10 protein-coding genes are annotated in these 12145 nt (G+C 60.3%); 2 read left to right on the forward strand and 8 right to left on the reverse strand.

The features are described 5' to 3' along the window. Nucleotides 1-151: 151 nt before the first annotated feature. Nucleotides 152-2743 carry a glycosyltransferase gene (locus H043_RS0105505; protein ID WP_027611018.1) on the reverse strand — a complete coding sequence of 864 codons (2592 nt, stop codon included), beginning with the start codon at nucleotides 2741-2743 and terminating at the stop codon, nucleotides 152-154. A 382-nt stretch (nucleotides 2744-3125) separates the two neighbouring features. Between H043_RS0105505 and tcdA the strand changes: the two genes are divergently transcribed. Next, nucleotides 3126-3944, forward strand: a complete 819-nt coding sequence (tcdA, locus tag H043_RS0105510) for a tRNA cyclic N6-threonylcarbamoyladenosine(37) synthase TcdA (RefSeq protein ID WP_003222099.1) — start codon at nucleotides 3126-3128, stop codon at nucleotides 3942-3944. A gap of 102 nt (nucleotides 3945-4046) precedes the next feature. Here the strand turns inward: tcdA and H043_RS0105515 are convergent, their stop codons facing one another. The 4 genes from H043_RS0105515 to H043_RS0105530 all read right to left on the reverse strand — a co-directional run bounded on the left by H043_RS0105515 (nucleotide 4047) and on the right by H043_RS0105530 (nucleotide 7146). Then, nucleotides 4047-4451 carry a SufE family protein gene (locus H043_RS0105515; protein ID WP_027611019.1) on the reverse strand — a complete coding sequence of 135 codons (405 nt, stop codon included), beginning with the start codon at nucleotides 4449-4451 and terminating at the stop codon, nucleotides 4047-4049. Beyond that, entirely contained in the window at nucleotides 4448-5653 is a 1206-nt protein-coding gene (locus H043_RS0105520; protein WP_027611020.1) for an aminotransferase class V-fold PLP-dependent enzyme, read from the reverse strand. The genes H043_RS0105515 and H043_RS0105520 overlap by 4 nt, the downstream gene beginning before the upstream one ends. A gap of 63 nt (nucleotides 5654-5716) precedes the next feature. Then, nucleotides 5717-6751 (reverse strand): 2,3,4,5-tetrahydropyridine-2,6-dicarboxylate N-succinyltransferase, encoded by a 1035-nt coding sequence (dapD, locus tag H043_RS0105525; RefSeq protein ID WP_027611021.1) that lies wholly within the window; start codon nucleotides 6749-6751, stop codon nucleotides 5717-5719. Between the two features lie 32 nt (nucleotides 6752-6783). Continuing rightward, nucleotides 6784-7146: an ArsC family reductase gene (locus tag H043_RS0105530; RefSeq protein WP_003222107.1), complete on the reverse strand. Its 363-nt coding sequence runs from the start codon at nucleotides 7144-7146 to the stop codon at nucleotides 6784-6786. Between the two features lie 279 nt (nucleotides 7147-7425). Here H043_RS0105530 and H043_RS0105535 point away from each other — a divergent pair, with 279 nt between their 5' ends. Beyond that, the gene (locus H043_RS0105535; RefSeq protein WP_027611022.1) at nucleotides 7426-9057 is read left to right on the forward strand and encodes a Na+/H+ antiporter; all 1632 of its coding nucleotides are present in this window, start codon (nucleotides 7426-7428) and stop codon (nucleotides 9055-9057) included. A gap of 20 nt (nucleotides 9058-9077) precedes the next feature. Here H043_RS0105535 and H043_RS0105540 read toward each other — a convergent pair whose 3' ends face one another. The 3 genes from H043_RS0105540 to dapC form a co-directional block, all read right to left on the reverse strand. Then, complete coding sequence (locus H043_RS0105540) at nucleotides 9078-9725, reverse strand: hypothetical protein (RefSeq protein WP_027611023.1); 648 nt, start codon at nucleotides 9723-9725, stop codon at nucleotides 9078-9080. A gap of 264 nt (nucleotides 9726-9989) precedes the next feature. Next, the gene (locus H043_RS0105545) at nucleotides 9990-10682 is read right to left on the reverse strand and encodes a M12 family metallopeptidase (RefSeq protein WP_027611024.1); all 693 of its coding nucleotides are present in this window, start codon (nucleotides 10680-10682) and stop codon (nucleotides 9990-9992) included. A gap of 162 nt (nucleotides 10683-10844) precedes the next feature. Then, nucleotides 10845-12044, reverse strand: coding sequence for a succinyldiaminopimelate transaminase (gene dapC, locus H043_RS0105550; RefSeq protein WP_027611025.1), 1200 nt, complete (start codon nucleotides 12042-12044; stop codon nucleotides 10845-10847). Between the last annotated feature and the right edge of the window lie 101 nt (nucleotides 12045-12145).

A 12145-nucleotide genomic window follows, 5' to 3' on the forward strand; every position in this document is an offset into this window, starting at 1 on the left:
TGATTGTTACACCGCAATCGCGAGCAGGCTCACTCCTACAGGGGATAGTGTTCGGTCAGTCAGACCGTTATCACGCCAAGCCCCGCAAAATGGCGGTTATCTTAAAGCAAAACGGCGACCATTGGCCGCCGTTTAGTGGATCAAAGAGGAATTAGACGACAGGCGCCGGTTCAGGCGCTGTCGCAGGTTTTGGCAGCGACGAGAGGAACGCCATGATCAGCGCGGCCAGGTATGGCAGCGACTGCACCAGCAGCATTGCGACCCAGAAGCGCATGTCGTTGCTCGGAATGCCCTGCACCAGGTAGATCCCCAGCGCCGCGCCCCACAACAGCAGCATGATGAACAGCTCTTCCCGCGCTTCGGAAATCGCCACCCAGAAACCATGGTTGTCGGCGTTTTTCGGCGTGCGGAAGAACGGAATGCTGCTGGTGAAGAAGCCGTACAGCACCGCTTTGGCGATGGTGTGCGACAACGCCAGACCGGCCAATGCCGCGCAGAACGCATCCTTGAGGTTCACGCCGACGGCGCGACGGTACAGGAAGATGATCTTGCCGACCTTGAACACGAACAGCGCCAATGGCGGGATGGCAAAAATCAGCAGCGGCGGATCGACCCGTTGCGGCACGATGATCATCGCCGCCGACCACAGCAGGGCGCCGACGGTGAAGAAGATGTTCATGCCGTCCGCGACCCATGGCAGCCACCCCGCGAGGAAGTGGTAACGCTGGCCACGGGTCAGTTCGGTGTCCTTGCCGCGCAGCAGGCTGCGGGTGTGGCGCTTGATGATCTGGATCGCGCCATAGGCCCAGCGGAAACGCTGCTTCTTGAAGTCGATGAAGGTATCCGGCATCAGACCCTTGCCGTAGCTGTCGTGGTAATACGCCGCCGACAAGCCTTTTTCGAACACGCGCAGACCGAGTTCGGCGTCTTCACAGATGCACCAGTCGGCCCAGCCCAGCTCTTCCAGAACCGAACGCCGGGTCATGGTCATGGTGCCGTGCTGAATGATCGCGTCGCGGTCGTTGCGGGTGACCATGCCGATATGGAAGAAGCCTTTGTATTCGGCGTAGCAGAGCTTCTTGAAGGTGCTTTCGTTCTGGTCGCGGTAATCCTGCGGTGACTGCACCACGGCGATTTTCGGATCGGCGAAGTGCGGCACCATGTGCTTGAGCCAGTTCGGATGCACGCAGTAGTCGGAGTCGATCACCGCGATCACTTCGGCGTCCTTGGCGGTGTGCGGAATCAGGTAGTTCAGCGCACCGCCCTTGAACCCGGCCAATGGCGCAACGTGGAAGAACTTGAAACGCGGACCAAGAGTCGCGCAGTAGTCGCGCACCGGCTCCCACACGGCCTGGTCTTTGGTGTTGTTGTCGATGATCAGGACTTCATAGTCCGGGTAATCGAGGGCGGCCAGGGCGTCGAGGGTCTGTTTGACCATCTCCGGCGGCTCGTTGTAGCACGGTACGTGGATCGAGACTTTCGGTCTGTAGTCCGAATCGCCCACCACCGGCAGGAATTCACGCCGGCGCTTGTGGGTCCAGACCGCCTCGGCCAGTTCATGCGCTTCGGTCAGCAACACGATAAACACCCCGAGCGCACCCAGCGCCAGCAGGAAACCGACCGTCAGGCTGAACCACGTGCTGTATTGCTGGCTGTAGTCGTAACCGATCCACACCAGCACCGAACCGCAAAGGAACGCGATAAAGGTCAGGAAGGTGCGGCCACGCTGGCGCAGGGCCGAGCCGTCGATCATCAGCAGGGTCAGCGACAGCAGCGCCAGCACCACCGAACCGATGGCCAGCACGCGCCATTGCGGGATGGCGACGACCGGGCCTTCGAAGTTGAATTTCTGCTGGCGGGCGGCGTTGAACACGCCCCAGTAGGCGCCCACCGAACCTTCGTCACTGGCCTTCCACGGCTGGTCGAACGCTTCGATCACGAAGTAGTTGAAGCCTTGGCGGTTGAGCTTGTTGACCAGTGTGCGCAGGTAGATCGCCTGATCCGCTGGCGACGCATCGGCGCCACCGCGCATGCGCCCGTTGCTCGGCCAGCCGACTTCGGACAGCAGCAGCGGCTTTTTCGGGAACAGCTTTTTCAGGTCACGGGCGCGGTCGAAGACGAACTGTCCGGCCTTGTCGACCGGAATGAATTCCCAGTACGGCAGGACGTGCGCAGCGATCAGGTCAACGTGCTTGGCCAGTTCCGGGTGTTCTTCCCAGACGTGCCACTGCTCGGAGGTGGTCACCGGCACTTTCACCGCTGCGCGTACGCGATCCAGCAGCACGCTCAGTTGCTCGGCAGTGATTTCCTTGCGGAAGATCGCCTCGTTACCGACCACCACGCGAACCACGCTGCGCGAAGTATTGGCCAGTTCGATGGCGCGCTGGATCTCGCGCTCGTTGCGTTCCTGATCGGGGCTGATCCAGATCCCGAGGGTCACGCGCAGACCGAATTCTTCCGCCAGTTTCGGGATGTCCTGCAGCGAACCGTCGACCGAGTAGATGCGGATGTTGTCCGTCAGCTTGCTCATGATCTCCAGGTCGCGGCGCATTTCGTCGTCAGTCGGATACTGATCCTTCTGTGGGAATTGGCCCTGCTGGAATGGCGAATAAGAGAAACCGGAGATCTGCTCCGGCCAGTTGGGCGCGGAGACCGGGCGGTTGATCAGCGCCCAGAAACCGGTGAACAGGGCGGCGATTGCCAGAACCACCACCAGGTTGAGACCAAATTTACGCGATGACATAGCTATTTCGGGTTCCAAAGGCTGTGGAACGAAGGAACGGATCGGCTTACGCCAAAAGGGCGCGAATCCTACACCGGCAGTTCACTGCTCGTACACCGGGCAGGGAAATGCCCGACATTGGGCAGTCCAACCTGATTTAAGTTCTTTAGTAACAGCTTGTAAGAGAAAACTTTGTTGCTTAGTTATAGCAATTCCCAGTGGCGAGGGAGCTTGCTCCCGCTGGACTGCGAAGCAGGCCGCTTTCAAAGGGCCGCTTCGCGACCTGGCGGGAGCAAGCTCCCTCGCCACAAGGCTTGCGCAAAACGGCTGCGTTCACCGTTCATAGCGTCAAAGATGCTCTTGGCCGCCGACGGCCCTATAATGCGCGCCGGTTTTTGGGGTAATGGTCATGAGTACAGAAGATCCGCGGTTTGCAGGCATCGCCCGTTTGTATGGCATCGAGGGCCTCGAGCGCCTGCGTGCGGCCCATGTGGCGATTGTCGGCGTCGGTGGCGTCGGTTCCTGGGCGGCGGAAGCCATGGCCCGCTGTGGCGTGGGTGAGATTTCGCTGTTCGACCTCGATGACGTCTGCGTCAGCAACGCCAACCGCCAGTTGCACGCGCTGGACAGCACCGTCGGCAAACCCAAGGTCGAAGTGATGGCCGAGCGCCTGCGCGGGATCAATCCGGATTGCACCGTGCATGCGGTGGCGGACTTCGTGACGCGCGACACCATGGCCGAGTACATCACGCCGAACATCGACTGCGTGATCGACTGCATCGACGCGGTCAACGCCAAGGCTGCGCTGATCGCCTGGTGCAAACGTCGCAAGATTCAGATCATCACCACCGGCGGTGCGGGCGGGCAGATCGATCCGACGCTGATTCAGGTCTGCGACCTCAACCGCACGTTCAACGACCCGCTGGCCTCGAAAGTGCGTTCGACGTTGCGTCGCGACTATGGCTTCTCGCGTACCGTGACTCGCCATTACAGCGTGCCGTGTGTGTTCTCCACCGAACAACTGCGCTATCCGAAACCGGACGGCAGCATCTGTTTGCAGAAGAGTTTTGTCGGCGACGGGGTGAAGCTCGACTGCGCCGGCGGGTTTGGCGCGGTGATGATGGTCACGGCGACGTTCGGCATGGTCGCGGCGACCAAGGCGGTGGACAAGATTGTGGCGGGTGTGCGGCGGCCGGCGGATCGGGTCAAGCCTCAGGTTTGATGCTGGGGCTGAAGACCTCATCGCGAGCAGGCTCACTCCTACAGGGGGACGCATTCCAATTGTAGGAGTGAGCCTGCTCGCGATGGCTGCGAAGCAGGCGCTTTATTTAGCCAACTCATTCATCCGCTGGAGCACGGCATTCAAGCCATTACTGCGCGACGGCGACAACTGCCGCGAAAGTCCCAGCTGATTGAACCAATCGGGCAGATCCACCTGCTGCAACTCGGCAGCGCTCAAGCCGTTGACTCGCAACAGCAGCAACGCCACCAACCCACGAATCATTCGCGCATCGCTGGCAGCGCTGAACTGCCAGTGACCGTCCTGCAACTCACCCACCAGCCACATTTGACTCTCACAGCCATGCACCCGGTTGGCTTCGCATTTGTCCGCGTCGTTCAGCGGCGGCAGACGATCGCCAAACTGCATCAGCAACCGCGCGCGTTGTTCCCAACCGGCGGCATTCTGAAAGGTCTGCAGCGCTTCGGCGGCGGCGAGCGGCAGGCTCATCGCAGCAACTCCAGGGCCTGATCCAGCGCTTCGAAGAAACGCTCCAGATCCTCGGAGTCGTTGTACAGCGCCAGTGACACGCGAATAGCCCCGGCCAGTTCGAAGCTTTTCAGCAACGGCATGGCGCAGTGATGCCCGGCGCGCACGGCGATACCTTGCTCGGTCAGCAGGTGCGCCAGATCGGCGTTGTGCACGCCCTCGACGACAAAACTCGCCAGCGCCAATTGCGGCTTGCCCAGCAGACGAATGCCGTTGCGCGCGGCCAGGCCTTGCAGCAGGTAGGCGTGCAGCGCCGCTTCATGGGCCGACACCGCGTCCTGATCCAGCCCGGCTAAATAGTCGAGGGTTGCGCCGAGGCCGATCACGCTGGCAATCGGCGGCGTGCCCGCCTCGAAACCCAGCGGGGCAGGGCGGAAGCGTGCATCGTGATAATTGGCTTCCAGCACCATTTCGCCGCCGAACTGCCATGGCTGCAGTTGCTCAAGCGCCTTGTTGCGCCCGAACAGCACGCCGAGACCATCGGGGCCGTACAGCTTGTGGCTGGAAAACACATAGAAGTCGCAACCCAGCGCCTGCACGTCGTGGCGACCATGCACCACACCCTGGGCGCCATCGACCACGGTCAGCGCCTTGTGCGCCTTGGCCATCGCCAGCAGCGCCGGTAACGGTTGCCAGGCACCGAGCACGTTGGACAGCTGACTGACCGCCAGCAAGCGAGTGCGCGGGGTGATCAGACGCACAGCGGCGCCGAGGTCGATCACGCCGTCGGCGTCCAGCGGCAGGATCACCAGTTTCAGCTCGCGACGCTGTGCCAGTTGCTGCCACGGCAGCAGGTTGGCGTGATGCTCCAGGGCGCTGATGACTATTTCATCGCCCGGGTGGAAAAGATGTTCCAGGCCATAGGCCAGGAGATTCAGCGCACTGGTGGCGCCGTGGGTGAAGATGATCTGCCCGCTGTCACCGGCATTCAGCCACTGGGCAACCTTGAGCCGACTGTCTTCGAACGCCTGCGTCGCGTGCGCGCCGGGCAGATGCTGCGCACGATGCACATTGGCTGCGCCGTTGGCGTAGTAGTGCGTTAGCGCGTCGAGCAGGGCCTGGGGTTTTTGCGTGGTGGCGGCGTTGTCCAGATAGGTCTGGTCTTGCCGTTGCAGGGCGGCGATGGCCGGAAAGTCGGCGCGCCAGGGGGAGGGAATCATCACAGTTTTCAGCCCTGGTGAAGAGGGGCGGGATGTACGCCGAACCTTGTGGGAGCGTGTGGCTGCTTAGTTGTGAGCGTGTAGCGCTTCGTTCAGCTCGATCGCCGATTTGTGGGTCTTGCACTCCACGGCACCGGTTTCCGAGTTGCGACGGAACAGCAGGTCGGTCTGACCGGCCAGCTCGCGCGCCTTCACAACCTTGACCAGGTTGTTGTGCTCGTCCAGCAGCGCGACCTTGGTGCCGGCGGTCACGTACAGGCCCGACTCGACGGTGTTGCGGTCGCCCAACGGGATACCGATACCGGCGTTGGCGCCGATCAGGCAGCCTTCACCCACCTTGATCACGATGTTGCCGCCGCCCGACAGGGTGCCCATGGTCGAGCAGCCGCCGCCCAGGTCCGAACCCTTGCCGACGAACACGCCAGCGGAAACGCGGCCTTCGATCATGCCCGGGCCTTCGGTGCCGGCGTTGAAGTTGATGAAGCCTTCGTGCATTACGGTGGTGCCTTCGCCCACGTAAGCGCCCAGACGCAGACGTGCCGCGTCAGCGATACGCACGCCGGCCGGAACCACGTAGTCGGTCATTTTCGGGAACTTGTCCACCGAGAACACTTCCAGCAGCTCGCCGCGCAGACGCGCTTCCAGTTGCAGTTCGGCCAGTTCGCTCAGGTCGATTGCACCCTGGCTGGTCCAGGCCACGTTCGGCAGCAGCGGGAAGATCCCGGCCAGGCTTACGCCGTGTGGTTTGGCCAGACGATGCGACAGCAGGTGCAGCTTGAGGTACGCCTCAGGCGTCGAGGTCAGTTGTGTGTCTTCGGCCAGCAGGGTGGCGACCAGTGGCTTGTGGCTCTCGGCCAGACGGGTCAGCAGCTTGCCTTGAACGGCGTCGATGCCTTTGACCGCTTCAGCCAGTTGTGCCGCCTGCGCGGTGGTGAAGGTGATGGCCTGGTTGCCTTCGGTGTAGCCGAGGATCGGCGCAACAGCCGCGACCAGTTCGGCCGACGGGTTGAGCAGCGGCTGGGCGTAGAACACCTCCAGCCAGGCACCTTGACGGTTTTGCGTGCCGACACCAAAGGCGATGCTGAACAGAGAGTTGGACATGTGAATACCTCTAGCAATAAGTGACGGGCTGCTTACTTGAGTGCGGCCGCGTAGATGTCTGGCTTGAAGCCAATCAGGGTTCGGTCACCGAGATCGAGCACCGGGCGCTTGATCATCGAGGGTTGAGCGAGCATCAGTTCGATGGCTTTCGACTGGTCGAGATCGGCTTTACGTTCGTCGTCGAGTTTGCGAAAGGTCGTGCCTGCACGGTTCAACACCGTTTGCCAGCCGTGCTCGTCACACCATTGGGTCAGGTGCTCACGGTCGATACCGGCGGTTTTGTAGTCATGGAAGTCGTAGCTGACAGCGTGTTCATCGAGCCAGGTGCGCGCCTTCTTCATGGTGTCGCAGGCTTTGATGCCGAAAAGGTGCAACGTTTTACTTGAAACGGTCAAGGAATCGCCCCCTTTACAGGTGCTGGAAAAAAATGGTGTCGGATTATGCCATGACCAAAGCGTTTCGTCGGCCACGGTTGTCGTAACGCTGCAAAACCTGTGGGCGCGAGCCTGCTCGCGAAGGGGCCACGACAGGCAATATCTCTGTTGAAGGAGACACCGCATTCGCGAGCAGGCTCGCTCCCACAGGGGTAGTGCGACATAGGTGCAAACGCCAGACGCATCCTAAGCGGCTAATATGGCAGTTCAACGCTGTCGATTGTCTGAGATTTCCGCTTTATGCAAACCGCTTATACCGTCCTGATCCTGCTGATGCTGGTCAGCGTTTCGCGGCTGGTCGGACGGGTCGTCCCGCTGCCGCTGCCCCTCGTGCAAATCGCCGCCGGTGCCTTGTTGGCCTGGCCGACACTGGGCCTGCACGTCGCGCTGGACCCCGAATTGTTCCTGTTTCTGTTCCTGCCGCCGCTGCTGTTTTCCGACGGTTGGCGCATGCCCAAACGCGAGTTCTGGCATCTGCGCGGGCCGATCCTGACGCTGGCGGTTGGCCTGGTGCTGTTCACCGTGGTCGGCGCCGGGTACTTCATTCACTGGCTGTTGCCGAGCATTCCGCTGCCGGTGGCCTTCGCGCTGGCCGCCGTGCTCTCGCCGACCGACGCCGTGGCGGTCTCGGCGATCTCGCAGAACCGCTTGCCGACACCGCTGATGCACATCCTGCAAGGCGAGGCGTTGATGAACGATGCCTCGGGTCTGGTGACGTTCAAGTTTGCCTTGGTGGCGGCGGTGACCGGGGTGTTCTCGCTGGCCAATGCCAGCCTGACGTTCGTACTGGTGGCGGTCGGGGGCTTGGCCGTCGGCGTCGCGCTGAGCTGGCTGGTCGGGCGCTTGCGCGCGTGGATGATTGCCCGGGGCTGGGACGATCCGGCCACTCACGTGGTGTTCATGTTGCTGCTGCCGTTCGCCGCCTATGTGTTGGCCGAGCGACTGGGCGCTTCGGGGATTTTGTCGGCCGTCGCGGCGGGGATGATGCAGAGCTGGCTTGATCTGTTGCCGCGGCAGACCAGCACCCGGCTGCTCAATCGCAGCGTCTGGTCATTGCTCGAGTTTGCCTTCAACGGCCTGATCTTTCTGCTGCTGGGTCTGCAATTGCCGGACATCATCAAGGCCGTGGTCAGCCACGAACCGACGTTGTGGCCGACGCTGATGTACCGTGGCCTCGACGTGGTGGCGATTTTCCTCGCGTTGGTGCTGTTGCGCTTTATCTGGGTACAGAGCATCTGGCGTTTGTCGGTACTGCTGCGACGGCTGCGCGGCAAGGGCGACCTGACGCAAGTGCCGACGGCCCGATCCTGCTGGCTGCTGACTGTCGGCGGAGTGCGCGGGGCGGTGACGCTGGCCGGTGTGATGTCGGTACCGATGTTGATGGGGGCCGAGGCGTTCCCCGAGCGTGATCTGCTGATTTTCATCGCCGCCGGGGTGATTCTGTTGTCGCTGATTTGCGCCTGCATCGCCCTGCCGTTGCTGCTGCGTGGCATCGAGAAAAGCCCGGACGACAAACGCCGCCAGGAAGTGCGCGACGCCTGGCGCAAGACCGCCGAGGCGGCGATCCATGCGCTGGAAACCGAAGAGGTCGGCCCGCAGGATGCGGCGCAGGCCGCACTCTCGGCGGAGCTCAAGGCGCGGATCATGTCCGAGTATCGTCATCAGCTCGACGTGTTCAATGATTCCGCCGAAGCCCAGGCGCTGGCGTTCCAGATGGATCTGCTGGAACGCCGATTGCGCTTGAAGGCGTTGCGAGCGCAGCGCCTGGAGCTGTATAGCCTCAGCCGTCAGCATCAGATCGGCGATGACGTGTTGCGTGAGGTACTGGGTGAGCTCGATTTGAGTGAGGCGAATCTGGGGCAGGTCAAATAGCCGACACGGACCTGATGCGCTCACTCACTCGCGGAGAAGGGATACGCGTTCGCCATGAAGATTTTGTCCTTTTCGCTGAGATCCAGATTAATGAAGAGCTGGAAGTCTCCGATGGTCCAGGACTGGCTGATGCGATAGTGCATGATCGACTTTGGATCGTATTCCGAATAAATGCTTTCGTCGGGATTGCCGCGGTCAAAGTACCAGTCGTGCAGGCGTTTGCGCGTCACGCGGGCCTGGGAGTCGTCTTCTTCCGGGTCGGCGGTGATTCCAAATTGTGCATAGATGGCTGGCTTGTCCCAGGGAATATCTGCCGTGGGATTGGTCTGTTCATGCTCCGCGCCCAGCATGTGCCCGAACTCATGCATGACATTGGCTGCGAAGTAACGTGCCTGACTGGGTGGATGCGGCCAGAGTGTCATGGTCGGCTCATCGGGATATAACAGAGCATCCGTACCTATCCGGGAGGAAAACGTTCCTTCCTGACTGAGTATGCGGATGTCGCCCACTTCACCTTCGACGAAATCGAATTTCAAGTTGATGTGCGGCAACCAGTTGCTGGCAGCAGCAATGGTCGCGTCCTTGAATTCCTGCGTGCCGTTGAGGAAGGCGATGCGAAGAGTGCTGCCGGGAGTCCAGAATTTTGCCGGATTGTTTTTAGCCCACATTTTACTGAACCTCCGAAGTGCATTTGATGGTGCGGGAGGTGCGTGTGGTTTCGGTTTTTTTGTTTGGTTGAGACCGGGTTGAGTGCATAACTGAACATCCATGTTTTCGTTCGTCATATGTAACTTCTCGGGTTGCTTGTTGTTCCCGGAAAGTCGCTTTGAATGAAGGATGCTAGTTGCTGCGCCTGAGCAGGTAAATTGGATTTGTGTACGGTTTTATGACGGGTTACCGTGCCAACAGAACTGGCACGGTAAAGCTGTGACTCAACGTGGGTAAATCAACCGCATGAGCTGTTTGTCTTTATCACTGATTTCGCGATTGATCGGATTCGCCCAATTGCCAAGCGTCAAACTGTTGGGAACCGGATGGTGCATGATGGATTTTCGATCGTATGGCAAGTAAAGCGCGTCGGCATCGTCAAAAGGCGTAAATATATTGTCGTCAACTTCGCCGCGCGACAGTGGGTTCATCGGTCTGTTCTGGTAGTAGTTGTAAACATTTTCTTTGTTCCAGGGGATTTGCGCCTTGGGGTGCTGGTGTTCGTGCATAGCGCCGAGTGCGTGGCCAAACTCGTGAATGACGACCGTCTCGAAATCTTCGTGTTCGGGGTCGATGCCAAGGTTCATGGTTGGCGTGTCAGGAAACATATCCAGTGCATCGGTACCCAGAAATGAACTGTTCACTACACCCTCGGTGGCGATTCGGATCTCACCCTCTACGCCTTCAACGAACTCAAACTTCAAACTGATATAAGGAAGCCATTTTCCGGCGGCGGCAATGATTTTATTTTTGTGTTCCTGAGTTGGGTTGTCCATGAAAGCTATTTTTAGAGTGTGTCGGCTTGGCCAAAGTTTGTCGTAGTGTACCAGCGAGCGTTTTTTTCGGCTGTTGTTAAGGGCGCTGGATTTGAGTTCTTTAGCCGGTTTTTGCAGCGTGCAATATTGAAAGTTGTCCATGCTTTGTCTTGCTCCTTGATTTGTCTTTGTGGTTGTTTTGCGCATGCAAAAACCACTGCGCGAGATTAAGCTTCGGGCAGTGTCTGGAATAGTCGTAAAGTGGTTTTAAATGTAACTTGAGAGGTATGTCCGTGCCAGATGACTGGCACGGACATTAAAAACTCAGTGTTGGCGGGTGATGAAGTCGCGGATCCGTTCTGCAGCTTGAACACATTCAGCCAAAGGCGCAACCAGTGCCATGCGCACGCGCCCGGCGCCCGGATTCACGCCGTCGACCTCGCGCGACAGATACGAGCCTGGCACGACAGTCACATGTTCCTGCTCGAACAGGTCGCGGCAGAATGCGGCATCGTCACCGGCCACGTTCGGCCAGAGGTAGAAGCTGCCGTCCGGACGCTGTACGTCCATCACCGGGCTGAGAATTGCCAGCACTGCGTCGAACTTCTCGCGGTACAGCGCACGGTTGGCGCGTACATGCACTTCGTCATTCCACGCCGCAACGCTGGCCAGTTGGGTTTGCACCGGCATCGCGCAACCGTGGTAGGTGCGGTACAGCAGGAAACCCTTGAGGATATCCGCGTCACCGGCGACGAACCCGGAGCGCAGGCCCGGCAGGTTGGAGCGCTTGGACAGGCTGTGGAACACCACGCAACGCTTGAAGTCCTTGCGGCCCAGTTCGACGCAGGCGCTGAGCAGGCCCGGCGGCGGGGTCTGTTCGTCGAAGTACAGTTCGCTGTAGCACTCGTCGGCGGCGATCACAAAGTCGTATTCGTCGGCCAGGGCGATGAGTTTTTTCAGTACATCAACCGGGATCAGCGCGCCGGTCGGGTTGCCTGGGGAGCACAGAAACAGGATCTGGCAGCGTTTCCAGATGTCCGGTGATACGGCGTCGAAATCCGGGTTGAAGCCGTTTTCGTCCAGACAAGGCAGGTAGTGCGGCTTGGCCCCGGCGAGGAACGCTGCGCCTTCGTAGATCTGATAGAACGGGTTCGGGCTGACCACCAGTGCATCGTCGCCACGGTTGATCACGGTCTGGGTGAAAGCGAACAGCGCTTCGCGGGTACCGTTGACCGGCAGCACATTGCGCGCCGGATCGATCCAGCCGCTCGGTACGCCAAAACGACGTTCGCACCAGCCGGCGATGGCTTCGCGCAGGGCCGGGATGCCGAGGGTGGTCGGATACACCGCCATCTGATCCAGATTGTTCGCCAGCGCTTCGGCGACAAAGCTTGGCGAGCGATGTTTCGGCTCGCCGATCGACAGGGCGATCGGGCGTTTGTCCGGGTTCGGCGTGACCGTGCCGAGCAGGGCGCGGAGTTTTTCGAACGGGTAGGGCTGGAGCTGGTTCAGAGCGTTGTTCATGGGGGCCTCGTTCAATGTGGGAGCGGGCTTGCTCGCGAAAGCGGTGTGTCAGTGAATGATGTGTTGCCAGACACACCGCTTTCGCGAGCAAGCCCGCTCCC

The sequence above is a fragment of the Pseudomonas sp. URIL14HWK12:I6 genome, assembly GCF_000514195.1.
In the GTDB taxonomy this organism is placed as follows: Bacteria; Pseudomonadota; Gammaproteobacteria; order Pseudomonadales; family Pseudomonadaceae; genus Aquipseudomonas; species Aquipseudomonas putida_A.